At 65.1% G+C, this 25,183-nt stretch carries 20 protein-coding genes; 13 read left to right on the forward strand and 7 right to left on the reverse strand.

Translation table 11 applies throughout. The annotated features are described in order from the left end of the window. The first annotated feature begins 11 nt into the window (after positions 1-11). From AB3147_RS25735 to lpdA, 5 genes are read left to right on the forward strand one after another with little or no spacing between them, the layout of a single operon-like run. The gene (locus AB3147_RS25735; RefSeq protein ID WP_367353343.1) at positions 12-806 is read left to right on the forward strand and encodes an SDR family NAD(P)-dependent oxidoreductase; all 795 of its coding nucleotides are present in this window, start codon (positions 12-14) and stop codon (positions 804-806) included. A 39-nt stretch (positions 807-845) separates the two neighbouring features. Beyond that, entirely contained in the window at positions 846-3,029 is a 2,184-nt protein-coding gene (locus tag AB3147_RS25740) for an alpha-ketoacid dehydrogenase subunit alpha/beta (protein WP_367353344.1), read from the forward strand. Then, the gene (locus tag AB3147_RS25745; protein ID WP_239215151.1) at positions 3,026-3,514 is read left to right on the forward strand and encodes a VOC family protein; all 489 of its coding nucleotides are present in this window, start codon (positions 3,026-3,028) and stop codon (positions 3,512-3,514) included. Before AB3147_RS25740 ends, AB3147_RS25745 begins: the two co-directional genes overlap by 4 nt. A 10-nt stretch (positions 3,515-3,524) precedes the next feature. Then, positions 3,525-4,913: a pyruvate dehydrogenase complex dihydrolipoamide acetyltransferase gene (locus AB3147_RS25750; protein WP_367353345.1), complete on the forward strand. Its 1,389-nt coding sequence runs from the start codon at positions 3,525-3,527 to the stop codon at positions 4,911-4,913. 8 nt (positions 4,914-4,921) lie between these two features. Continuing rightward, positions 4,922-6,319 (forward strand): dihydrolipoyl dehydrogenase, encoded by a 1,398-nt coding sequence (gene lpdA / locus AB3147_RS25755; protein WP_218342693.1) that lies wholly within the window; start codon positions 4,922-4,924, stop codon positions 6,317-6,319. A gap of 158 nt (positions 6,320-6,477) precedes the next feature. Here the strand turns inward: lpdA and AB3147_RS25760 are convergent, their stop codons facing one another. From AB3147_RS25760 to AB3147_RS25785, 6 genes are all read right to left on the reverse strand, one after another. After that, positions 6,478-7,359 carry a LysR family transcriptional regulator gene (locus tag AB3147_RS25760; RefSeq protein WP_218342692.1) on the reverse strand — a complete coding sequence of 294 codons (882 nt, stop codon included), beginning with the start codon at positions 7,357-7,359 and terminating at the stop codon, positions 6,478-6,480. Positions 7,360-7,378: 19 nt separating this feature from the next. After that, a complete protein-coding gene (locus AB3147_RS25765) occupies positions 7,379-8,734 on the reverse strand; it encodes a type II toxin-antitoxin system HipA family toxin (protein WP_438861009.1) in 1,356 nt (451 codons plus the stop codon). Positions 8,735-8,736: 2 nt separating this feature from the next. Continuing rightward, the gene (locus AB3147_RS25770; protein ID WP_343738509.1) at positions 8,737-8,997 is read right to left on the reverse strand and encodes a helix-turn-helix domain-containing protein; all 261 of its coding nucleotides are present in this window, start codon (positions 8,995-8,997) and stop codon (positions 8,737-8,739) included. Between the two features lie 238 nt (positions 8,998-9,235). Next, positions 9,236-11,104, reverse strand: coding sequence for a dihydroxy-acid dehydratase (gene ilvD, locus AB3147_RS25775; protein WP_175184871.1), 1,869 nt, complete (start codon positions 11,102-11,104; stop codon positions 9,236-9,238). A 139-nt stretch (positions 11,105-11,243) separates the two neighbouring features. Then, complete coding sequence (locus tag AB3147_RS25780; RefSeq protein WP_239215165.1) at positions 11,244-12,056, reverse strand: AraC family transcriptional regulator; 813 nt, start codon at positions 12,054-12,056, stop codon at positions 11,244-11,246. Positions 12,057-12,202: 146 nt separating this feature from the next. Then, a complete protein-coding gene (locus AB3147_RS25785) occupies positions 12,203-13,102 on the reverse strand; it encodes a LysR family transcriptional regulator (RefSeq protein ID WP_367353347.1) in 900 nt (299 codons plus the stop codon). Positions 13,103-13,288: 186 nt separating this feature from the next. Here AB3147_RS25785 and AB3147_RS25790 point away from each other — a divergent pair, with 186 nt between their 5' ends. The 7 genes from AB3147_RS25790 (at position 13,289) to AB3147_RS25820 (ending at position 21,328) form a co-directional block, all read left to right on the forward strand. Then, on the forward strand, positions 13,289-13,834 hold the full coding sequence (locus AB3147_RS25790; RefSeq protein WP_175122177.1) for a GNAT family N-acetyltransferase: 546 nt from the start codon (positions 13,289-13,291) through the stop codon (positions 13,832-13,834). Beyond that, a complete protein-coding gene (locus AB3147_RS25795; RefSeq protein ID WP_367353348.1) occupies positions 13,831-15,069 on the forward strand; it encodes an MFS transporter in 1,239 nt (412 codons plus the stop codon). The genes AB3147_RS25790 and AB3147_RS25795 overlap by 4 nt, the downstream gene beginning before the upstream one ends. Positions 15,070-15,205: 136 nt before the next feature. Continuing rightward, complete coding sequence (locus tag AB3147_RS25800; protein WP_218342685.1) at positions 15,206-15,376, forward strand: P-loop NTPase family protein; 171 nt, start codon at positions 15,206-15,208, stop codon at positions 15,374-15,376. A 233-nt stretch (positions 15,377-15,609) separates the two neighbouring features. Next, the gene (locus AB3147_RS25805; protein WP_367353349.1) at positions 15,610-16,320 is read left to right on the forward strand and encodes a hypothetical protein; all 711 of its coding nucleotides are present in this window, start codon (positions 15,610-15,612) and stop codon (positions 16,318-16,320) included. Beyond that, positions 16,317-19,589: a T6SS effector BTH_I2691 family protein gene (locus tag AB3147_RS25810; RefSeq protein ID WP_367353350.1), complete on the forward strand. Its 3,273-nt coding sequence runs from the start codon at positions 16,317-16,319 to the stop codon at positions 19,587-19,589. The genes AB3147_RS25805 and AB3147_RS25810 overlap by 4 nt, the downstream gene beginning before the upstream one ends. A gap of 83 nt (positions 19,590-19,672) precedes the next feature. After that, positions 19,673-20,389, forward strand: coding sequence for a DUF6708 domain-containing protein (locus AB3147_RS25815; protein ID WP_255595134.1), 717 nt, complete (start codon positions 19,673-19,675; stop codon positions 20,387-20,389). Between the two features lie 219 nt (positions 20,390-20,608). Further along, positions 20,609-21,328 carry a DUF6708 domain-containing protein gene (locus tag AB3147_RS25820; RefSeq protein WP_367353351.1) on the forward strand — a complete coding sequence of 240 codons (720 nt, stop codon included), beginning with the start codon at positions 20,609-20,611 and terminating at the stop codon, positions 21,326-21,328. Positions 21,329-21,434: 106 nt separating this feature from the next. Here the strand turns inward: AB3147_RS25820 and queC are convergent, their stop codons facing one another. Next, positions 21,435-22,154 carry a 7-cyano-7-deazaguanine synthase QueC gene (queC, locus tag AB3147_RS25825; RefSeq protein ID WP_367353352.1) on the reverse strand — a complete coding sequence of 240 codons (720 nt, stop codon included), beginning with the start codon at positions 22,152-22,154 and terminating at the stop codon, positions 21,435-21,437. 167 nt (positions 22,155-22,321) lie between these two features. Here queC and ppc point away from each other — a divergent pair, with 167 nt between their 5' ends. Continuing rightward, positions 22,322-25,171 (forward strand): phosphoenolpyruvate carboxylase, encoded by a 2,850-nt coding sequence (ppc, locus tag AB3147_RS25830; RefSeq protein WP_367353353.1) that lies wholly within the window; start codon positions 22,322-22,324, stop codon positions 25,169-25,171. Positions 25,172-25,183 lie beyond the last annotated feature (12 nt).

Genomic DNA, 25,183 nt, shown 5'->3' on the forward strand with positions numbered 1-25,183 from the left:
AGGCACACATCGTGGACAACACCACTGAAGTCATCCATCCGGAGCTGCGCGGCCAGACGGTCGTCATCACCGGCGGCGCGAAGGGCATCGGCTACAGCACGGCGCAGGCGTTTGCGCGCCAGGGCGCGCGCGTCGCGCTGCTGGACTTGGACGCCGCCGCGCTGGAGGCGGCTGTCGCAAGTCTGGCGGCAACGGGAACCGGCGCGCAGGCCATGGCCGTGCAGGCGTCCGTCACCGACGCCGACGCGGTCGAACGCGCCTTCGCGCAGGTTGCCGAGACCTGGGGCGGCATCGACGTGCTGGTCAACAACGCCGGCATCTCGGCCAACAAGCCCACGCTGGAAGTCACCGTGGACGAATGGCGGCGCGCCGTGGACATCAACCTGACCGGCGTCTTCCTGTGCGCGCAGGCCGCGGGCCGGCGCATGGTGCCCGCGGGCTCGGGCAGCATCATCAACCTGGCCTCCATGTACGGCGTGGTGGCCGCCCCCGACCGTGCGGCCTACTGCGCCACCAAGGGCGCGGTGGTGCTGCTGACCGAGACGCTGGCTGTCGAATGGGGCCCGTCGGGCGTGCGCGTCAACGCGCTGGCGCCGGGCTACGTCGAAACCGACCTGGTGCGCGACCTGGCGGCGCGCGGCCGGCTGGATCCCGAACGCCTCAAGCAACGCACGCCGCTACGCCGCATGGCGCAGCCGGCCGAAATGGCCGACCTGGCGGTTTTCCTGGCGTCGCGCCAGGCCGCCTACATCACCGGACACACCCTGGTGGCCGACGGCGGCTGGAGCCGCTACAGCTACCTCTGATTGCCCCGACGCTTACAAAAACACTCTGGAGATTCATTCATGGCCACCTACCAACCGCTTGAGCCCCAGGCGCCCTGGCGGCAACTGACGGCCGAGGCCTCGGACTGGCAGCAGGCTGACCCCGCGCTGCTCGGCACGATGCTCACCCAACTGCACTGGATCCGCGCTTTCGAGCAAGCCGTGCTGGAGCTGGCCGCCGAAGGCCTGGTGCACGGCCCCGCGCACTCGTCGGTGGGCCAGGAAGGCGGCGCCGTCGGTTCGGTGCTGGCCCTGGGCGCAGGCGACCAGATCAACGGCTCGCATCGCGGCCACCACCAGTTTCTGGCGAAGGCGCTGCAACACGTCGCGCCGCTTGGACTGGATCCGCGCAACCCGCTGACGCCCGCCATCGACGAAGTCCTGCACAAGACGCTGGCCGAGATCATGGGCCTGGCCAACGGCTATTGCCGCGGTCGCGGCGGCAGCATGCACTTGCGCTGGCTGGAAGCTGGCGCATTGGGCACCAACGCGATCGTTGGCGGCGGCGTGCCGCTGGCGGCCGGCGCGGGCTGGGCGCACAAACATGCGGGCACGGACCGCGTAGCCGTCACGTACTTTGGCGACGGCGCGGTCAACATCGGGTCGGTCCTGGAAACGATGAACCTGACCGCCGCGTGGAAGACGCCGCTGTGCTTCTTCATCGAGAACAACCGCTACGCCGTGTCCACCACCGTCGAAGAATCCACCGCCGAGCCGCGCCTGTCCGCGCGCGGGCTGGCCTTCAACATTCCGTCCTGGAAGGTCGACGGGATGGATCCGCTGGCCGTGCACCTGGCCATGTCGGAGGCTGTGGCGCACATGCGTGCCGGCAACGGTCCGACCATCGTCGAGGTGGATGTCTACCGCTTCTTCCACCAGAACGGCCCCTTCCCCGGCAGCGCCTTCGGCTACCGCACCAAGGACGAAGAGGCGCAGTGGCGCCAGCGCGATCCGCTGGACCGCATCGCCTCGGAAATGATCGCGCGCAAGCTCGTCACGCAGGCGGACGTGGACGCGCTGCGTCAACGCTGCAAGGACGTGATGAAGGACGTGTCCGGCCGCCTGACTGAAGAGGCGGACGGCGGCAAGCGCCGCGTGCGCGCCGACCTGTGGCCAAGCCCCGATTTCCGCGACGTGGGTCTGCGCAGCGACGGCTCGGAACTGGAAGGCCTGCGCTACCAGGAAGCCGCCGACCACACCGGCGCGAAGGTGACGCGCAAGTTCGTCGATGCGGTGGCCGACGTGCTTGACCGCCGCATGGAAACCGACCCCGGCGTCGTGGTACTGGGCGAGGACGTGCACCGCCTGAAGGGCGGCACCAACGGCGCCACGCGCGGCTTGAAGGACAAGTACCCGGATCGTGTGCTGGGCACGCCGATCTCCGAGAACGCCTTTGCCGGACTGGGCGGCGGGCTGGCGATGGACGGCCGCTACAAGCCCGTCGTGGAATTCATGTACCCGGACTTCATGTGGGTCGCGGCCGACCAGATCTTCAACCAGATCGGCAAGGCGCGTCACATGTTCGGCGGCGACATCGACGTGCCGTTCGTGCTGCGCACCAAGGTCGCGATGGGCACGGGCTACGGCTCGCAGCATTCGATGGACCCGGCCGGCATCTTCGCCACGGCGCCCGGCTGGCGCATCGTCGCCCCGTCCACCCCGCACGACTACGTCGGCCTGATGAACACGGCGCTGGCGTCCAAGGATCCGGTGCTGGTCATCGAGCACGTGGATCTGTATGCGTCGTCGGGCGACGTGCCCGACGGCGACCTGGACTACGCCATTCCCTTCGGCCGCGCACAAGTGCGCCGCGAAGGCGGCAAGGTCACCATCCTGACGTACCTGTCCATGGTCAGCCGCGCGCTGGCGGCCGCCGAACAGGCCGGCGTGGACGCCGAAGTCATCGACCTGCGCACGCTGGACCGCGCCAGCCTGGACTGGGACACCATCGGCGCCAGCATCCAAAAGACCAACAACGTGCTGATCGTGGAGCAAGGCGCGCGCGGCACGTCCTACGGCGCCATGCTGGCCGACGAGATCCAGCGCCGCTACTTCGACTGGCTGGACCAGCCGGTCAAGCGCGTCACCGGCGGCGAGGCCTCGCCCAGCATCTCGAAGGTGCTGGAACGCGCGGCGTTTGCCGACACCGACGAGGTGATGGCGGGCCTGGCCGACGTGCTGGCCGATCTTGGAGAGCAGTCATGAGCGCCCTGCACATGACCGTGCCGATGGAGGTCGGCATCTGCTGCGCGGATCTGGATGCGCTGGCCGCGTTCTACACCGGCGTCATGGGATTGACGCTGGTGAACCGCGTGACGGTGCCCGCCGACAAGGCGCGGGCAACGGGCCTCACGGCGCACGGCTACGACGTCGCGCGCCTGCAGACGCCGTACGGCGAGCGCATCAAGCTGCTGCAACCGGCCGTGGCGCCCGAGCCCGCGGTGCGCGGCGCGGCGATTCTGGACCGCCAGGGCGCCGCCTACCTCACCTTCATCGTGCGCGACCTGCGCGGCGTGGTGCGCGATCTGGAATCGAAGGGCGTCGTCTTCGACAGCGCGCCCGCGCCCATGGAAGTGCGGCCCGGCACGTGGCTCGCCTTCTTCCGCGACCCCGAAGGCAATGTGCTCGAACTCGTCGAATACGACGACCCCGCCGCGTACCGGCCCGACCTGGCCGGCGCCGCTGAATAGGAAGAACATCGTGGCAACCCTCATCAAACTCCCATCCGTAGCCGCCGACGCCTCGGGCGGCATCCTGCATCAGTGGCTCAAGCAGGAAGGCGACCGCGTTGCCGTCGGCGATGCGCTGGCGGAAATCGAAACCGAAAAGGCCATCGTCGAGATCAACGCCGAACAGGCCGGCGTGCTGGGCCGCATCGTGGTCCAGGCCGGGCCGGCGTCGGTGCCGATCAACACCGTGATCGGCGTGCTGATCGCGGATGGTGAAGACGCGGCGGCGATTGATCGTGCGCTGGCTGAGCAGGGTGGCGCGGCGGCGGCGACGGAATCGGCTGCTGGAGCGTCGGCTGGAGCCTCGGCTGGAGCGTCGGCTGGGGCGGCATCGGCGGCGGGCGGAACGTCGGCTGGTGCAGCGTCGGCCGGCGGGACACCGAACGCCGGAGCGACGACAGGGCAAGCGGCTATGGCCAGCAACGTCGCGTCCGGCGCTGCCACTGCCTCGCAGCAAGCCGGCAGCGCGTCCGCATCTGCCTCAACGACCGCTGCCGTTCCCGGCGGCCGCCTCTTCGCCAGCCCCGTCGCCCGGCGTCTTGCCGCGCAATGGCACGTCGACCTGCTGGGCGTCACCGGCACCGGTCCGCATGGCCGCATTGTGCGGCGCGATGTCGAGTTGGCGCGTGACCGCGCGCCAGCCGCAGCGCCCGCCACCGCGCCGCTCGCCGGTCGCCCCGCCGCGCGCCGCGTGCCACACACCGGCATGCGCCGCGCCATTGCGCGCCGCCTTACCGAAAGCAAGCAGCACGTGCCGCACTTCTACCTGACCGTCGACTGCCGCATGGACGCGCTGCTGGCCCTGCGCGCGCAGGCCAACCACGGCGGCGCGGTGAAGTTGTCGGTCAATGACTTCATCGTCCGCGCCGCCGCGCTGGCGCTGCGCGAGGTGCCGGAGGTAAACGCGTCCTGGCATGACGACGACATCGAGTATCACGCCGGCGCGGACATCTCGGTGGCGGTCGCTACCGACGGCGGCCTGGTGACGCCCATCGTGCGCGACGCCGACGTGAAGTCCCTGGCCGCCGTCGCGGCAGAGATCGTCGAACTGGCCAAGCGCGCCAAGGTCAACCGCTTAAAGCCCGAGGAGTTCACCGGCGGCTCGCTGACGGTCAGCAACCTGGGCATGTACGGCATCAGCCAGTTCGCCGCCATCATCAATCCGCCGCAGGCCGCCATCCTGGCCGTCGGCGCGGCCGAACGCCGGCCGGTGGTCGACGACGATGGTCAACTGGTTGCCGCCACCGTGATGACGGTGACGCTGTCGGCCGACCATCGCGTCGTGGACGGCGCGGTCGGCGCGCGCTGGCTGGCCGCCTTCCGCGCGCTGATCGAAAACCCCGTGCGCATCCTGCTGTGAGCCCCGCCATGACGAAGACGAGTTTTGATCTGGTGGTGGTGGGCGGCGGGCCGGGCGGTTACGTGGCTGCAATCCGCGCCGCGCAGCTTGGCATGTCGGTCGCGCTGGTCGAGCGCGCCGAATTGGGCGGCATCTGCCTGAACTGGGGCTGCATTCCCACTAAAGCCCTGCTGCACAGCGCGACCGTGCTGCGCGCCTGCCGCGAAGCCGCGCACTACGGCGTGACGGGCGCGGCAGAAGCGCGTCCCGATCTGGCCGCCATGGTCGCCCGGTCGCGTAAAGTCGCCAACCGGTTGGGTCAGGGCGTGGCGCATCTGATGAAAAAGAACGGCGTGACAGTGTTCGCAGCCACCGCCCGGCTTGCGGGCGCGGGCAAACTGGCGCTGGAAAACGGCGCCACGCTATCAGCCAAGCACATCATCCTGGCCACCGGCGCACGTGCTCGCGAACTGCCGGCGCTGCCCGTCGGCGAACGCATCTGGGCCTACCGCCAGGCGCTGGTTCCGACCGAGATCCCGAAGTCGCTGCTGGTCGTCGGCGCGGGCGCCATCGGCGCCGAGTTCGCCAGCTTCTATCGCGCGGTGGGCGCCGAGGTCACGCTGATCGACATGACGCCGGAGATCCTGCCGCAGGAAGACGCCGAGATCTCCCAGTTGGCGCGCAAGGCCTTTGAGAAGCAAGGTATCCGCGTGCTGACCCGTTGCGCCGTGACGGCCTCGTCGACCACCGCCGACGGCGTCAAGGTGACGTTGGAGCATGACGGCAAAAAGATCGAAGAGACGTTCGACCGCGTCATCGTCGCCGCCGGCATTGTCGGCAACGTCGAGGATCTTGGCCTGGAAAAGACGCGCGTCAAAGTCGAAAAGACGCACATCGTCACCGACGGCCTGTGCCGCACCGGCGAGCCGGGCGTCTACGCGATCGGCGACGTGGCCGGCGCGCCGTGGCTTGCTCACAAGGCCAGCCACGAAGCAGTGCTGTGCGTGGAGGCCATCGCCGGGTTGCCGGTGCATGCCATCGATCCGCTGCGCATTCCCGCCTGCACGTATTCCTATCCACAGGTTGCCAGCATCGGCATGACCGAAGCCCGCGCGCGCGAGCACGCCACGAAGACCGGCGGCGAGATCCGTGTCGGGAAATTCACCTTCGCCGGCAATGGCAAGGCGATTGCGATGGGCGAGGACCAGGGGCTCGTCAAGACGGTGTTCGACGCCAAGTCAGGCGAACTGCTGGGCGCGCATATCGTCCACCCCGAGGCGTCCGAGCTGATCACGGGCTATGGCGTGGCAGCGTCGTTGGAGGCCACCGAAGAAGACCTGATGCACACCGTGTTTGCGCACCCGACGCTGTCGGAAACGCTGCACGAGTCGGTGCTGGCGGCGTTTGGAAGAGCGCTGCACGCGTAGCAGTTGTCCACAGGTGTCAGACACCTTCGTCGTTCATCGGTGTCTGACACCTTTGCGGCATCGGTTCAGCCTGACGCGAATCGTCCCGGGTGTCTGACACTGGCGCACTACGCGATTTGGCTCTTAAACACCCCCACATTACGCCGCCACGCAACGCCTCAAATCCTGCCCGCGTAAAAATCCAGGAAACACGCAATACGCCGCGACAGCTGCGTGTTGCGGTGATACACCGCGTGCATCGGCTGCAGGTGATCGGTGTATTCGCTTTCCAGCACCTTCACCAGGCGCCCGGCCGCGATGTCCTCGCGCACGACGAAGTCCGACAGGCAGGCAATGCCGACGCCGCGCAGCGCCAGCTGCCGCTGCGTCTCGCCGCTGGACGTCGCAAGCGTCGGCGTTGCCTGAAAACTTGAACCGCCGGCATGGCGCAGCGGCCAGAGGTTCAGGCTCTCCGGCTGCGTGAAGCCCAACACTTCATGGCCCGCCAGATCCTCCACCGTGCGCGGCGCGCCACGCCGCGCGATGTAATCGGGACTGGCCATCATCCAGCGCGGCGACGGCCGCAGCGCGCGAGCATGCAGCGTGGAATCGGTCAGCGGGCCCATACGCAGCGCAACATCGGTGCGATGCTCCATCAAATCCACGATGCGATCGTTGCTGGTCAGTTCCAGCGAAATCTCCGGATACGCGCGCCGGAACTCAGCCACGTGCGGCACCACACAGTGCAGCATCACCGGCACCGACGCGTCCACGCGCAGACGGCCCGCGGGCCGCTGGTGGACCATGCGCATGCACTCTTCGGCCTCTTCCAGCGCCGCCACGATCTGCCGCGCCTTCGGCAGAAAATGCCGGCCCTCTTCGGTCAGCTCCATACGGCGCGTGGTGCGGTTCAGCAGCGTGACGCCCAGGTCTTCTTCAAGTCGATGCAGGCCACGGCTGACCCCCGATGCGGTCTGGCCAAGCATTTCGGCTGCGGCGCTGAGGGAGCCGGCGTCGACCACGCCAAGGAACAGGCGCAAGGCATCGGAATTCAGGGACATTGGTTCGGACTCCTTCTGGCTAATCTGCCAGTCTGTCTGCCGCGGCCTGCAGCCCCTGGAGGATGGTATCGGCCACGTGCTCGGGAAACGCGGGCGGCAAAATTTCTCGCACCGCGCGCACCACGTGCGGCGTACGCGAAACCAGATCGTCGACCACCGTCTCCACGCTCCGGCCGTCCGGCGCCACGACTCCATGTTCCGCACCGACCGCAAGCCAATGCCGCCGCAGAATGTCGCGCATGAGCCAGTGGGTGTTCTTGGTGCGCACAGCCATGGCCATGCGTGCCTTGAACGGCGACAGCTGGTTGGCGCCGGTACCGATGACGGGATAGGCAGACAGTACGTCGTACAACGGCGTGAGCTCGTACGCGCCGCCGGGTCGCAGAAAAATGCTGAAGTTCTTCGCGTGGCCATCCGTGGCGCGCAGCATCCAGAACAGGACCTGCGACTGGAAAAACGTCCGCCGGTCGCGATCGGGGTCGCGCGAGGTGGCCAGCAGCTTCATGATGCTGCGCATGCCGGGGCCGCCGTCCGATTCGTACTTCAGATGCGGCGGCGTGCCCGTCGCCTGGCACATGTCTTCCTGCGGCAGGCGGATCAACCAGCGCTTGCCGTCATCGTTGCGCCACCACAGGCGGTCGAACCGCTCGACCGCCAGCACCTTCATGTCTTCGAACATCAACGGCTGGGTGCGCGCCACCGGCAGCCCGTAGGCATGGAGAATCTCGGAACACAGCCACTCGTTCTCCACCGAATGACTCATGTCGAACTTCAGGTTTCCGACGAGGCCGAGCGGCATTTTGAAGATATGCGTGGTCGGCGTGGCGCCGTGAGGCCTGCACCAACTCCCATCGAGCCACAGCATGGCCGTCTTTTCCTGGGCCCCGGCGATCGAGATGCGGAACCCGTCATCGTCGTCCGCATTGCGCCCGCCCAAAGGTCCGGGAGTCAGGGTGCTGCGCAGCGCCTGGGCCACTTGCGCATCGCTGAGGGGAATGGCGTCGACCTGCGTCACGGGGTCAGGCGCCACGCAGCGGGGCATGACCTGAACAGCGCCCACACAATCCCGACCAACTTCGGCCAACAACGAGAACGCATCAGTGGAACCCGCCTGGAACCGCCGCGCGACGCGTTCGCGAATGTTCTGGCTGTCGGGCAGCAGATTCTCGAAATAGCTGCGCACGATCTGTCCGCGATGCGGCGGGTTGCCCGGCGTGAAGGGGAGCGAAAGCGAAAGTGGCCGCCCCCGGCCCGAGGCAGTCCATGCCTCGTCGTACTGGAGCGTCTCGCCGATCTGGGGCTGGACGCTCCAGACGCCCACGAAGTCCCCGTTCATCCAGAGATCCAGAGCGCGGTGGTGTGATCGTCGGCCCATGGCTACCAATCCGGTGTGGCCGATGTTTTGGGCGCGGAGGATTTTTCCCGTTGCCGCAACACGACTTCCACGCCCAGGATGCCGAGGATCTCAAGCAACCTGTCAGCGCCAAGCTTGCCGGCATTGCGCTCAAACGCCGAAAGCGTTTGCTGCGTGACGCCCAGACGCAGCGCAGCTTCGGCCTGGGTCATGCCAGCCTGTTTGCGGAATGCCCGGAGCAAGGCGGGAAGCTGGTCCGCCGTGCGGACGGTGAAGTCGGACATGCCAGCCCTTGAAGGTGAGGTTTACAGATTCTAGGTTGTAAAGCTGGAATACGCAATGTAGGCTGTATTTATCAAATACAACTCATAAGCTGTATTTCAAAAATACAATGTGCAAGCTGTAATTGATCCTCGCTCTCCCGATGCAGGCAACAGCAAGATGCGCATCGAATATCGTCAGCTGAAAAAAAAAACGGCGCACCAAGTGCGCCGCCTTTCACAACAACTCGCCATCAACCGATCAGCGCTTGCCCTTCAGCTTGAGCTGCGACAGATCGCGCACCGCGCCGCGGTCGGCCGACGTGGCCAGCGCCGCATACGCCTGCAGCGCCTGCGACACCACGCGTTCGCGGCCCACCGGCTCCCAGCCGTCGGCGCGCGCGTCCATGGCGGCGCGGCGGCGGGCCAGTTCCTCGTCGGAAACGGCCAGGTGAATCTTGCGGTTGGGGATGTCGATCTCGATCGTGTCGCCTTCTTCGACCAGACCGATCGTGCCGCCTTCCGCCGCTTCCGGCGAGGCATGGCCGATCACCAGGCCCGACGAGCCGCCTGAGAAGCGGCCGTCGGTGAAGAGCGCGCAGGTCTTGCCCAGGCCCTTGGACTTCAGGTAGGACGTGGGATACAGCATTTCCTGCATGCCGGGGCCGCCCTTGGGGCCTTCGTAGCGGATCACCACCACGTCGCCCGCCACGACCTTGTCGCCCAGGATGCCTTCGACGGCGTCGTCCTGGCTCTCGAAGACGCGTGCGCGGCCCGTGAAGACCCACTGCGATTCGTCCACGCCGGCCGTCTTGACGATGCAACCCTTTTCAGCGAGGTTGCCGTACAGCACGGCAAGACCGCCGTCCTTGGAATAGGCGCTTTCCTTGCTGCGGATGCAGCCCGTCTTGCGGTCGGTGTCCAGCGTCAGGAACGTGGCGTCCTGGCTGAACGCGACCGTGGTCGGGATGCCGCCGGGGGCTGCGCGGTAGAACTTCTTGGCTTCTTCGCCCGCGTCGCCGGCCACGTCCCATTTCTGGATGGCGTTGCCCAGCGTGCCGCTGTGCACGTTGCCGCAGGACAGATCCAGCAGGTCGGCGCGCGCCAGTTCACCCAGGATGCCCAGGATGCCGCCGGCGCGGTGCACGTCTTCGATGTGGTACTTGTCGGTGGCGGGCGCTGCCTTGCACAGGCACGGCACCTTGCGCGAGATGCGGTCGATGTCGGCCATGGTGAAGTCCACGCCGGCTTCCTGCGCCGCGGCCAGCAAGTGCAGCACGGTGTTGGTCGACCCGCCCATCGCCACATCCAGCGCCATCGCGTTCTGGAACGCGCTCTTGGTGGCGATGTTGCGCGGCAGGACCGATTCGTCTTCTTCGACGTAGTAGCGGCGGCACAGGTCCACGACCAGGCGGCCAGCTTGTTCAAACAGGCCCTTGCGCCAGGCGTGCGTGGCGACGATGGTGCCGTTGCCGGGCAGCGCCAGGCCGATGGCTTCGGTCAGGCAGTTCATCGAATTGGCCGTGAACATGCCGGAACAGGAGCCGCATGTGGGGCAGGCGCTGCGTTCGACTTCGGCCACTTCGGCGTCCGACACGTTGGGGTCGGCGGCCTTGATCATGGCGTCGACGAGGTCGATCTTGGCGATGACCTTGCCGTCGGTCGGCGACTTGACCTTGCCCGCTTCCATCGGACCGCCCGACACGAACACGACCGGGATGTTCAGGCGCATGGCGGCCATCAGCATCCCCGGGGTGATCTTGTCGCAGTTCGAGATGCAGACCATGGCGTCGGCACAGTGCGCGTTGACCATGTATTCCACCGAGTCCGCGATCAGTTCGCGCGACGGCAGCGAATACAGCATGCCGCCGTGACCCATGGCGATGCCGTCGTCCACGGCGATGGTGTTGAATTCCTTGGCGACGCCGCCGGCGGCTTCGATTTCCTTGGCCACCAGCGCGCCCAGGTCGCGCAGATGCACGTGGCCCGGAACGAACTGCGTGAACGAGTTCACCACGGCGATGATCGGCTTGCCGAAGTCGCCATCCTTCATGCCGGTTGCGCGCCACAAGGCGCGGGCGCCGGCCATGTTGCGGCCGTGGGTCGAAGTGCGGGAGCGGTAGTGCGGCATGATCTGTCTCAGGCTGTAGCTGTTAGCGTGGGCGGCAAAACGCTAAATAATACGCTGCTTCCGCGCCCGGCCGCCCGTGCGCGCCCTGGAAACGGACGCGCGGCGGTCGGCCGGCCACCAGCCGGCCCGCCGGCGGCCATCAGGCGGACGCCACGCCGCGCGCCGCGAAAGCGCTGGGCGACTCCCCCAGCGCCTTGCGGAACATCGCTGCGAATGCGCTGGGGCTTTCGTACCCCAGGTCCAGCGCCACATCCAGCACCCGATCACCCCGCGCCAACCGCTCCATCGCCGCCAAAAGCCTTGCCTGCTGGCGCCAGCGGCCGAATGTCATGCCGGTATGACGCACGAAGAGCCGGTGCACCGTCTTGGGATCCACGCCCAATTCCCGCGCCCAGTCCGCTGCCCCGTCCTGCCGTTCCGGATGGCGCACGATGGCGCGGCAGATGCGCGCCAGCCGGGGCTCCGACGGCTGTGGCAGATGCAGCGGCAGCACGGGTTCCTGGCGCAACTCATCCAGCAACAGCATCATCAGCCGCCCGTCGCGCGTGTCCGGCTCCCAATCCAGCGGCACCTCGGCGGCGGCCGCCATCAATTCGCGCAGCAGCGGCGACACGGACAGCACACAGCACTGCGCCGGCAGGTGTGCCGCCGCCCCCGGCTCGACGAAAACGGTGCGCATGCGCGGTTCGCCGCTCATGCGGATGCCGTGCGACACCCACGCCGGCACCCACACGCCGCGCGTCGGCGGCACGACCCAGATGCCCGCGTCCGTATCCACCACCATCACGCCCGACATCGCGTACACAAGCTGGCCGCGCCGATGGCGGTGTCGCTTGACCCGGTGACCGTCGGGATAGTCGATGGCCAGCCCCGCCAGCGGACGGCGCGAGGATTCGTAGGGATAGAGATCGGGTTCGGCGAGGGGTCGGGTCGTATGGCTCGTACGGGCCATCCCGGTCTTATGCAGCGTAGGGGCTGCAGCGACCGAAGGAGTCGTAGCGGTCGTAGGATTCGTACGCGTCGTTCGGGTCGTAGAAACGGTAGAAGCCGTAGCGATCGAAGGCGCCATACGAGTCGAGCCGGATCTGCGTGAAACCGTCATGACGCCGGCCCCCCCAACGCCAGCAGCGCGTCCTGCAAATGCCGCAGCCCGCGGCTGAGCGGCTTGTCGCGCCGCAGGACGATCGCCAGATCGCGCGACAGCCTTGGCGTCAGCGAACGCACTTCAAGCGCGTCACGCCGTCCGGCGCCCGATACCGCCAGCCGGGGCAACACCGCGCAGCCCAGCCCCGCCCCCACGATCTCCTTCATCGCCTCCGTGCTGCCCAGCTCCATGATCGGCTTGGCCGCCACGCCCGCCGCCTCGAACCAGTCATCCACCAGCCGCCGCGTGCGCGCGCCCGGCTCGAACAGCACCAGCGGCAGCCGCGCCAGCGACTGCGGCGTCACGACCTCAGGGATGGCGGCCGGATCGCGCGAAGGAAAGATCGCCACGAACTCGTCCTCCATCACCGGCGTCGCCTGGAACATGCGGCCCGGCGCCGGCAGCGTGATCAGCACGATATCCAACGTATTGGCCTCCAGCCCGCGCAGCATGTCCGCCGTATTGCCCGTGCTGGCCACGATGTCCAGCGCCGGAAACCGCTGACGCATATCCGCCAGCACCGGCGGCAGCAGATAGGTGCACGCCGTCGCGCCCGTGCCAAGCCGGATCCGCCCCGAAACCTGCGACGCATGCGACGCCATCGCCTGCTCGGCCTGCGCGATCGCGCCGTCGATCACGCGGATATGGGCCAGCAATTCCCGCCCCGCCGCCGTCGGCCCCGCGCGGCGTCCCACGCGCTCCACCAACTTCAGCGCGAATCGCCGCTCCAGTTGACGGATCTGCAGACTGACGGCGGGCTGCGTCACACCCCCACGTTCGGCGGCGGCGGAAAAACTGCCCAGTTCGATGACCTGCGCAAACGTGCGCAGGTGGTCCAGATTCAAGCCGCGCATGATCTCACCAAAGTTTTGCTTATGAAAATCATAATAGACCAAAGCTTTATTAATGCATTCGCTTGGCCCACACTGGCGTTTTCGTTTGGCCCTGCGTACTCCCACCCTCGGACACCTCCCAACTCATGTGTCCGTTGGTGCGGCGCCTTGCACACCCGATTGCCTACTAAATCTCCGGCCATTTCCATGTCGCCCCATTCGCCCACCGTCCTCATCCGCGACAGCGCGGAAGCCGATCTGCCCGCCATCAAGACCATTTACGCGCATCACGTGCAGCACGGCACCGCGTCCTTTGAACTCGAGCCGCCCTCCATCGCCGAAATGCGCCAGCGCCGCGCCGGCGTCCTCGAAAAGGAAATGCCTTACCTCGTGGCCGAGATCAACGGCGAGGTCGTCGGCTACGCCTACGTCACCCCCTACCGCCCGCGCCCCGCCTACCGGCACACCGTCGAAGACTCTGTCTACGTCAAGGCCGGCCGCGCCGGCCTCGGCATCGGCGGCAAGCTGCTCGCCGCCCTGGTCGAGCGTTGCACCGCCGCCGGCTGGCGGCAGATGCTTGCCGTCGTCGGAGACAGCCGCAACGCCGCTTCGCTTGCCCTGCACGCCAGCCAGGGCTTTCACCCCGTCGGCACCCTGCGGTCCGTGGGCCACAAGCACGGCGAATGGCGCGACACCGTCCTCATGCAGCGCAGCCTCGGCGACGGCGACACCACGCCCCCGCAACGCCCATGATCCGCGCCCGCGCCGTCATCTGTCTGGGCCTGACCCAGCTCATCGGCTGGGGCGTCACCTTCTACCTCATCGGCGCGCTCGGCCCGGCCATGACCGCCGACCTCGGCTGGAGCACCGCCACCGTCTACGGCGGCTTCTCCGCCGCCATCGTCGTCATGGCCCTCGTCTCCCCCGCCGCCGGCGCCGCGGTGGACCGTTGGGGCGGCCACCTCGTCATGCCCGCAGGCGCCGCGCTATCCGCACTCGGCTGCGCCCTGCTCGCCATCACGCACTCGCACGCACTCTACTTCGCCGCCTGGGCCGCGCTCGGCGTCGGCATGCGCCTGTGCCTCTACGACGCCGCCTTTGCCGCGCTGGCCCGCGCCGCCGGCCCCGCCGCGCGCCGGCCCATGTCCCAGATCACCCTCTTCGGCGGACTGGCATCCACCGTCATGTGGCCCGTCGGCCACTTCCTGGCCGAATGGCTGGGCTGGCGCGGCGCCGCCTGGTGCTACGCCGCCCTCGCCCTCGCCACCATCCCCCTCTACCTGGCCCTGCCCCGCCGCCGCTACACCGCGTCAACCGCCGACCCCGGCAGGGCCGCCACCGGCCTCACCCGCACCGCCGCCGAACGCCGCCTGGCCGGCACCCTCTACGCCGTCATGGCGATGCTGACCAACTTCCTGGCAGCCGGCAACGCCGCGCACCTTTTCTCGCTGCTGACCGGCCTGGGCCTGGCCACCGCCGCGGCGGTCACCGTCGCCTCGCTCTGGGGCATCGGCCAATTCGCTGCTCGTTTAGGCGACGTCCTCGTCGGCGCCCGCCTTCATCCGCTGACGCTCAACCTGGCAGTGGCCCTGGCCCTCCCGCTGTGCTTCCTGCTCGCCCTCGTCCCCGGCGGCAATCTCTACGCCACCGCCGCCTACACGCTGCTCTACGGCGCGTGCAACGGCCTCATGACCATCACCCGCGGCACGCTGCCGCTGGCGCTTTTTGACTTCCGCAGCTACGGCGCATTGGTTGGCGCGTTGTTGATTCCCAGTTTTTTGCTGACGGCTGCGGCGCCGGTTGCGTATGCGTTCGTTATCGAGTGGCAGGGCGCGAAAGCAGCAATGATCGTGTCCGCCGCGCTGGCAGCGATCATCGCTGCGGCGGCGGTGATGTTGAGATGGAAGTTCATCGGCCGGGTGAAGGAAGCTGCGGTGACAGCGGCCATCACACCCAATGTTGCGCCGGTGGCGCGGGATGGTGTTTAGCAGTGGTGTCTCAGTCAATTTGGTTCATTAATAAGACTCCTCTGATTTACACGCAGTATTGGCAGCTTCTAAAAGCGGTAGTGCCATCTGGCACCAAGGACGACCCGTGCGGTCCGTCGCTACCCGGAAGCTCGCCATGCCAACTCAAACCGATCTGCACTCCGCTAGCGCCCTCGGCGAAGCGCCCTTTCAGTTCGTCAAATTCACGCTGCCTGGATGCCTGTCCGAGACGATCCCGCTTGGAGTGGAGCTGGCCAAGGCCGAGCCAGCCGTTCACTTCGGCAGAGCGATGGAGCGCGCCAGGTGATGCGGAGCGCCGTACAGGAATTTGCCCGTAACGAACGCGCATCCAACGACCATCTTTACCTTTTGCTGGACCCGCTGTCGCCGTGTCCGCCAACAGATCCTCTAAGTATTCAATCGTTGACCCAAGCGTTGGGCGCACAGGCGATCACGCCCGTAATGCGGCCGGACCTCGCCCATACGTCAGACGCGTGTCCCGCGCTCGTACAGTTGGCGGCACCTGGCGACACAGCGAACATGTCGCTGCTCGCATCCGCTGAACGTCATGCAATTGACGACGCAAGTTATAGGAAGCGCTATGTCTGCGGATGGCTGACCAGTGATCGGCCCATCAATACCGTTGCCGATCACTTAGCTGCGCGCTGCCTGGATTTCATCAAGCCTGTAGCTGGCAAACGGATGACACCCTGGTTCGAGCCATTGCGACTCGAACTGCTCGCGGCATCGATGGAACGTGCCTTTCCTGCACTGCTATGGCCGGTAAAGCGTTGGCTATGCCCGACCAGTTGGGGCACCTACACCTTGCTTCGCGGTGCTCCCACCGGGGCCGGCACGGAAGAACTCGTGCTAGCTCGACAGGCTCAACAACTAGCCCCGCTCGTTGGCGACTTCCTGGATGTGTGGCGCCTGGCGTTAACGCTTCCGATGCCGTATGCCCCCATGCGCTGGCGTGGCGTCACGATCCTGCCGCCGCAAGCCGCCGTGCATGCATTCCGGATGATCCGCGACGCTCGCAAACTGGGATTACGCCAAAGCGCAGACATCATCGACCTGTGCACACATCGCGTGTTCATTCATCCCGGTCTTCCACGGCATCCAAAAGTTCAAGCCGATATCGCGATCGCAGCCGCAGGCCAGTCCACATTGCAAGCGCGTTTTGAAAGCTACGACGACTTTGCGTGGCAACGCATCGTTGCGTCATTACCTCCCGCCGCGGACTACACATGAACACCAGCAAAACCCTGACCCAGGCCCGGCGCCAGGCGGCTCCCAATCCCACCGGCACTTGCGCCGCCTGCGAACGTACCGGTTTACCGATCCTGCCGCTACGCCTTGCAATCATGCCGGTCACCGACGGGCTCAGCCAGCATGGCGCACTGAGTCAAAAATCAATTCAGACTGCATTGCGCGTACTGCGGCAAGGTTATGTCTACGTCTTGCTGGACAAAGAAATCTGGCATGCCTATCAGGTCACCCCGGAAGGGTACTTACGCCAGTTCAATCCATTCTCCATGCCGCGGGCGAAGCCCGAGCCGCTAGCCACCTCATGCGTGGACGGGGGCCATGATCTGCGCGCGGCATTCATCAATATCGACACCGCAACGCATAAGCAAGCCTGGATCGCGTTTTCACAAGATCCTTGGCCGAAGGCGACGCTCGATGCTTATCGCACCGGCAAACACGCTGATGGAAAGGCACTGCCGGCTGATTATCGTGAACGGTTCAGGGTGGTCAACCTCTTGACGCTCAAGCAAGATCCGACTGGTGGCAACCAGGCGCTTGCCCTTGAGAACGGCGATGATCTCCACCAGCATGTCGCCGAGTATGCGATCGGCACCCACGATTTCGGCAGCGTTCATGATTGGCACCCCCGTCATGCGCGCTTGGAAGCCATGCGGGCGCAACTGCGCATGCTCGAAAAGCAGCATGGGCTTCCAAAGGGAGTAGCTGGCCTCGTCCTGCCCGACCCGGTTGGCATGGCGGCAGAACTCAACAGCCTGCGGCTCTCCGTCAACACGATGCGTCAGCGGTGGCGTGAAGAACCGACAAGACGGTATGCCTACCTTACTTCGCAGTGCCTGCTAGGCATCAAGGCTTACATCGCCCAGCATATAGAGGCTGCACATCCGCCGCCCCCGCCACCCAGCGACTACTGGACGTCCAGCGAATCCGGCGTCCCACCCGTATACAGTGACCCCGCACAGGATCGGGCCCGCGCGGTCGACAGCGAGAATAAGCGTCGCATGGCCCGGCTTGAAGATCGTTACTGGGAAACTGGCCCTGCGGGGCGAAAGACCTTTCAGGATTCGTACGACAAGGAAGACGACAACTTTCAAAAGCAGATCGACGCTTATGCAACCGATTGGGCTGACCTGGTGACTGGCGCCAACTGGCGCCGGGTCATGGCTCTGGACTATACGGACTCCGATGCTCGTTCGCGACAATATCGGCTAAGCGCCACTGCGGCTTGTCTTGCAGGCGGCATCACGGATGCCCCGCCACAGCAAACAACAGCGGCTGACGAGAGCAAACCTGGCGAAAAGCCCACTCCGGAAGTGTTGGGTCCCAGCAGTCAGGTTTGGCAAGACCTTCTGTCCGACGGTGGTAGCCCGGCCTATACCGCACTCAACGGGCAACACACTGACTTGCAGCAAGCCTTCGAACCGCAGTTCACGGACGCAATGCCCTCCGAGGCAGGCAAAAAGTACTTTGACGCGATAAAAATGGTCGCCACCAGCAAGGAGGGTGGCGATTGGCGCAGCGCGCTTGTTGTTGAAGCCGCAGACCAGCTGTTGGCGGCCATCCACGATGCGAGCAACCGCCTCGAAAACACCCTGAGCATCGGCGCCAAGGCGGCGTTGGACAACCTCCAGTCCGGCGCCGCCTGGCTATACGGTAAAGCCAAGTTCACCCAGATCACCATCCAGCTCACGGTGGGGGACTGCTTCGAGCTGCTGTCGAGCGAGATCCGTGAGCATGCCAACTCGGCCCAAAAGGCGGCCGGAAAGCGCGCACGCGCCATGCTGCTAGGTAGTTTGATCACCATCCCGAATGCCAACGTCCGCAATGTGCTCATCAACGTCACGCTATGGGCGCATGGGACTGCCGAAGAGGTCAGGCAACGCATCTTGGATTTCAGTCGGGAAGCCAAGGAGGGTGCGCAGGACATCAAGCAAGCAGCCGGCGCACTTGGGCAGGATATCAAGCGGGAAGCCCAACATGCCTTACGTCAAGTTAATGCCGGCCTGAAAAATCTGGAACCCGCAGCGGCCGCGGTGCTAAATGGAATGCAGGTTGGCGCAGCGGGAGCTCGACGTGTCGCCGGCAGCACCTTTGCGGGCTTGAAGAGCCTGGCCGTCGGTAGCGTGGACGGCGGCTTATCTTTTATCGGGCTGTACTTTCTACGGGACAGTTTGAAAAGCGCGATTGCCGACCTGGATGCGAAGGTGGGAGCGCAGCATCCGGAGGCCGTCGCAGCGTTTTACAGCGTTTCGCTCGGCTTCCTAGGAGCGAGTGTTGAGGCGGCGGGCTTGGCGATCAAGATACCGGCGGACGCTGCCAAGGATTTCGTGCTGCGTTGGGGCGCGGAGAAAACTCCTGTGCTCACTCGCGTCGTGGGGCTGGGTTCGAAAATGGTTATGGTTGGTGGAGCGATTTCGGCTTTGGCTGGGATTGCGGATGCCGGCGCCAGTTTTCGTGCCGCCGGACGCGTGTCAAAAGCTGGTGATGCATTCGTCGCAAAAGCCTACATTTTCTCAGGTCTTCTGTCGATTTTCGGGGCAGGCCTGACTGTGTGGGGCGTCGCCGGATCTCTCGCACTGTTCGGAGCGTTGGGTGCGGGTATAGCAGTCGGACTTGTTGCTTTCGCAATACTGAAAGTAGCGAAAAGCCTCGAATCCGACGCGTTAGAAAAGTGGGCTCGGCATTGCTATTTCGGCCGAACTGATCGCGAAAATCGCTGGCAATCTCCGGAAGACATGGAAGTCGCCATCGCCGCACTTAATGCCGCGGTGCTCGGCATGGACGTCGACCTTCGCTTCTCAAATGAAGACCGAGCGATATCGGAAGATGAGCTCTACAGCGAAGACATCGAAGTGCTCAAGAACCGCGGCGCATTTAAGAAAACACAGGCGCTTGTGTACAGCGCAACCTTACCCGGCTTCGATGCCGAACGATCGCGCTACCGCTTCGCCCTCACCATCGAGCGTTTTGACCTCGCACGAGACGGCAAACGTAGCCCTATTCTGTCTTCCCACGTCATGGCATCTGGGCAAGTCAACGATACTGCCCGTGCCATCCAAACTTCGACCTTAGACGATTCGGATTACACGTTGGTCGGTGAGACGAAGCCGACATCGGAACGGCCAATCCTCAGCGGCCAGTATTGGTTGGATCCCATCAACAAAATTAAAACGGCCACATTTTTTGTGGCGTTCTGGCCCGATAAGGACGACAGTACCGGCTTCGCTGCCATCGAGATCACGGAGGAACTCTGATGGCGAGACCACAGCTAAATCCCCCCTGCGCCGGATGGCAATGTGACCTCCCCGGTCCCAATGACCCTCTTATTGAGCCCCCCATGCTGCTCTGGCGAGCTCCGACGCACATGGACGAAATATACGTCGAATTTGCTCGGAGTACCTCCGTTCTGCGGGGTACGCTTCTTATCTTTTCGCTGCTGATTGCATGGACATGCCTCGAACAGACAGTTCTGATCACTAGGCATCTCAGCGCTATCACGACGACGGGGGTTGGAGCATTTGAAATTGGAATGTTCTTGCTGTTTGCAATTGCGATTGGCCTATGCGTTTGGGCAGCATGTGTTTTCTATCGCGCCGACGTCTCACCTCCCCGCGATCTTCCACTTCGCTTTAATCGTCTTCGCCGTAAGGTTTACGTTTATGGCTTCCATTCAGTCTGGTGGAATCCCTTCGAGCGCGCATACGTGACCACCGCGAGTTATGACTGGGATGATCTACGTGCGGAGAAATGGAAAGTCCGTGGCGCGACGCCAGGCGGAGGGCTCATCATCAAGGAAGGCGTCTCCATCGCGGTTGTTGAACCGGGTACCAATAACGTCATGACGCGCCTTTACCTAAATACCGACGCTGCGAATACCTCCAACTTCTGGGCCTACGTGTGCGCCTACATGCAAAACGGCATTGCAGGTCTCGACCCCGATCACGCCGAACCGCGTGACGTCAACGAAGTCGCCCCGTACAACATCGCTCTGCGTCTAGCCCCAAGAGTTCGATGGCCCGCCGAAATGGACCGTGAATCCCGAACGGCACCGTGAAAGCCCTTCGGGGCGAGGGTGTAATTCACTTCCCCGAAAATGGGCCGTTCGCCATCCCACTGCTGCTTAACAGCTCCGATGCTCTCGGTTCATGAACTCCAGCACGGCCGCCAAAGAAATTACGAAGGAACTCTGATGGCAAAACCGCAACTTAATCCCCCCTGCAGGGGCTGGCAATGCGATCTGCCAGGTCCCAATGATCCTCCAGAGGAGGCGCCCATGCTGCTCTGGCAGGCGCCCACGCACATCGATGAAACGTATGTCGAGTTTGCTCGTAACACGTCGAGCATTCGCGGTCTGATCATTTACTTCTCACTACTTATGGCATGGGTAGGTCTCAAGTATGTAGTTTTTTCCGCACCGCATTTTTATGCGAGCTCGATGGCTTCCAGCTCCACCGGTGAGATTGTTGGAATCGTCTTTCTGGACACAATGACACTTTCCGTTTGCGCTTACGCAGCATGCATTTTCTATCGCGCGGGCGTAGCCCCTCCCCGCGATCTTCCACTTCGCTTCAATCGTCTACGTCGCAAGGTATACGTCTATGACTTCCATTCAGTCTGGTGGAATCCCTTCGAGCGCGCATACGTGACCACCGCTAGCTATGATTGGGACGATCTGCGTGCGGAGAAATGGAAAGTCCGTGGCGCGACGCCAGGCGGAGGTCTCATCATCAAGGAGGGCGTCTCCATCGCAGTTGTGGAACCGGGTACCAACAAAGTCGTGACACGCTTCCACTTAAATACTGACGCTGCTAACACCTCAAATTTCTGGGCCTACGTGTGCGCCTACATGCAGAACGGCATCGAAGGCCTCGACCCCGATCGCGCCGAACCGCGGGATGCCAACGACGTCGCCCCGTACAACCTCGCTTTGCGTCTAGCCCCAAGAGTTCAATGGCCTGCGGATATGGATCTGGAATCCCGAACCGCACCATGAAGGCGGGCGAGGCCGGAGATTCGATCCGTTTCCCCGAAGCGGCCGTTCGCCAGCCGACTGCTGCGGTTCCTGCGTCTGTTCCAAGCACCAGAAAATAACCAGCAGTTCAACCCTCAGCCGCCGAAGCCACCACCCACTTCTCCCACCCGATCTTCCTCAGCTTGCAAGCCGGGCACTCCCCGCACCCATAGCCCCAATCATGCCGAGCCCCCCGCTCCCCGAGATAACACGTATGGCTTTCCTCGACGATCGTCTCCACCAACGCATCACCCCCCAGCGCATAAGCCAACGCCCAGGTCTCCGACTTATCGATCCACATCAACGGCGTCTCGATCGTCACCCGTGACCCAAGTCCCAACCCCAGCGCTACCTGCTGCGCCTTGATCGTGTCATCCCGGCAATCGGGATACCCGGAAAAATCCGTCTCGCACATTCCACCCACCAGCACGTCCAACTGACGCCGATATCCCAGCGCCGCCGCCAGGGTCAGGAACAGCAGATTGCGTCCCGGCACAAACGTATTCGGCAAGCCATTCGCCTGCATCTCGATCGCCCGGTCGCTGGTCATCGCCGTATCGCCCACCTGCCCGATCACCTTCAGGTCCAGCAGATGGTCCTCGCCCAACCGCGCCGCCCAGTCCGGAAAATTGGCCCGGATCTCGCGCAGCACATTCAGCCGCGCCGACAGTTCGATGTGATGGCGCTGTCCGTAATCGAACGCCACCGTCTCCACGTGCGCATAGCGTTCCAGCGCCCAGGCGAGACAAGTGGTGGAATCCTGCCCGCCCGAAAACAGCACGAGCGCGCGACGTTGATGATTTTGCATAAAGGGGGCTTCTGGAATAACGAAGGGATACCCCGCACTTTAACCGAGCAAACCGCCTCCCCCGTAAGGAACGCTGCGTAAAATCGACCGATCATTTTCAAGGTTTGCCCGCAACGCCCGCTTCGACTCAATCCCCTTCCAACCGCCGTCAGACGGATCCCCGCACGATGAATGCCAAGCGCACGCAGTCCGATTCCGCAGAACCCTTGCGTCACGATATCCGGCTGTTGGGCCGGTTGTTAGGAGAGGTCATCGAAGAATGCGAAGGCAAGCGCGTCTTCGACACCATCGAGACCCTGCGCCGCACCGCCGTCAAATTCCGTCGCGAAGGCGACGACGCCGACAGCAAACTGCTCGAACAGCGCGTCAAGCGCCTGCAAGGCAGCGACCCCAACTCCGTCGCCCGCGCCTTCAGCTACTTCCTGCATCTGGCCAACATCGCCGAAGACCGCGACCAGAACCGCCGCCAGCGCGCCCGCGCGCTCACCGACGGCACGCCCGCCCGCGGCAGCCTGCGCGAAGCCATTCAGATCCTTGGCGGACAAGGCGTCAGCGTTGCGCGCATCCGCCGCCTGCTGGCCGAAGCGTGCGTCATGCCCGTCCTCACCGCGCACCCCACCGAAGTCCAGCGCAAAAGCACCCTCGACGTCCACCGCGAAATCTCCACCGCCCTCGCGCAACGCGAAGCCCAGTTGACCCCCGACGAGCTCGCCGAACTCGACACTGCCCTGCTCGGCCGCGTCGCCACCCTGTGGCAGACCCGCATGTTGCGCTACACGCGCCTGACCGTCGCCGACGAAATCGAGAACGCGCTCTCCTACTACCGCAGCACCTTCCTGCAGGTCATCCCGCGCCTCTACGGCGACCTCTCCAAGCTGCTCAACCGCGAATCCGCCAAGCCCTTCGCCGCCCCGCCCCCGCCGCTTGAACCCTTCCTGCGCATGGGCAGCTGGATCGGCGGCGACCGCGACGGCAATCCGAACGTCGACGCCACCACGCTCGAGCGCGCCCTCCTGCGCCAGGCCACCGTCCTCTTCGAACACTACCTCCAGGAAGTCCACGCCCTCGGCGCCGAACTCTCCATCACCACCCTGCTCATCGCCGCCGATCCCGAACTGCTAGCGCTCGCCGAGCGTAGCGGCGACGACTCCCCGCACCGCCGCGACGAACCCTACCGGCGCGCCCTCGTCGGCATCTACGCCCGCCTGGCCGCCACCGCGCTGCGCCTCACCGGCCAGAACCTCGCCCGCCGCAGCACCGTCGCCGCCCCCGCCTACGACGCGCCCCAAGAGCTTGCCGCCGACCTCGCCATCATCGCCGCGTCACTCGGCGCCCATCACGGCGCCCCGCTGGCCAAGCTGCGCCTGTCCGGCCTGCAGCAGGCCATCGAAGTCTTCGGTTTTCACCTCGCCACCGTCGACCTGCGCCAAAGCTCCGACGTCCACGAAGCCGCGCTCGCCGAACTCTTCTCGCGCGCCGGCGTCACCCACAACGGCAAACCCCTCGACTACCTCGCGCTGTCCGAAGAAGAACGCGTCGACCTCCTGCGCACTGAACTCGCGCAGGCACGCCCCCTGGCCTCCCCCTGGATCGCCTACTCCGAAGACACCACCCGTGAACTCGCCGTCCTGCGCGCCGCCGCCGCCGGCCGCGCCCGCTACGGCAAACAGGCCGTGCGCCAGACCATCGTCTCGCACACCGAAACGCTCAGCGACCTGCTCGAAGTCATGGTCCTGCAGAAAGAGGCCGGCCTCATCGCCCCCGCCGGGCAAGACATCGCCCCCGAAGACGGCCTCATGGTCGTCCCCCTTTTCGAAACCATCCCCGACTTGCAGCGCGGCGCCGACATCATGGCCGGCTGGCTCGACCTGCCCGAAATCCGCCAGCGCGTAAAGCTCGCGCAAAACGGCGCCCAGGAAGTCATGCTGGGTTACTCCGACAGCAACAAGGACGGCGGTTTCCTCACGTCCAACTGGTCGCTCTACCAGGCCGAACGCGCACTCGTCGACGTCTTCTCCACCCGCAACGTCCGCCTGCGCCTCTTTCACGGCCGCGGCGGCTCCGTCGGACGCGGCGGCGGCTCCAGCTTCGACGCCATCCTGGCCCAGCCCCCCGGCACCGTCGCCGGCCAGATCCGCCTGACCGAACAGGGCGAAGTCATCCAGAGCAAATACAAGGACGCCGAAGTCGGCCGCTGGCACCTTGAACTCCTCATCGCCGCCACCCTCGAATCCAGCCTGGCCCCCCGCGCCGAAGCCACCAGCGCCGAAGACGCCCACATGGCCCACCACGGCCCCGCCATGTCCTTCATGTCCGACACCGCGCAACGCACTTACCGCGGCCTCGTCTACGACACCCCCGGCTTCGCCGACTACTTCTTCGCCGCCACCCCCATCAGCGAAATCGCGGGCCTGAACATCGGCTCCCGCCCCGCCTCCCGCAAGAAAGGCCAACGCATCGAAGACCTGCGCGCCATCCCCTGGGGCTTCTCCTGGGCCCAATGCCGCCTCATGCTCACCGGCTGGTACGGCATGGGCTCCGCCATCGAGGCCTATCTCGAAACCGGCGCCCCCGACGCCCCCCGCTCGCGCCGCGGCCGCCTTGCACAACTGCGCGAAATGGCCCGCGACTGGCCCGCCTTCCGCACCTTGCTCTCCAACATGGAAATGGTCCTGGCCAAATCCGACCTCGCCATCGCCGCCCGCTACGCCCAACTCGTCCCCCAACGCGCCCTGCGCGAACGCATCTTCGGCGCCATCAGCGCCGAACACGGCCGCACGCTCGCCATGCTCAAACTGCTGACGCAACGCGAACTGCTCGCCGACAACCCCACGCTGCAGATCGCCCTGCGCGAACGCTTCGCTTATATCGACCCGCTGAATTACCTGCAGGTTGATCTCATCCGGCGCCATCGCGCGGTGCAGAAGAATCCCAACGCAGAGGTCGACAAGCGCGTGCAACGCGCGATCCACCTGACGATCAACGGGATCGCTGCGGGGCTACGGAATTCGGGATAGGCGGCAGGCCCA

This window comes from Achromobacter animicus (assembly GCF_040775605.1).
GTDB lineage: Bacteria > Pseudomonadota > Gammaproteobacteria > Burkholderiales > Burkholderiaceae_B > Achromobacter > Achromobacter animicus.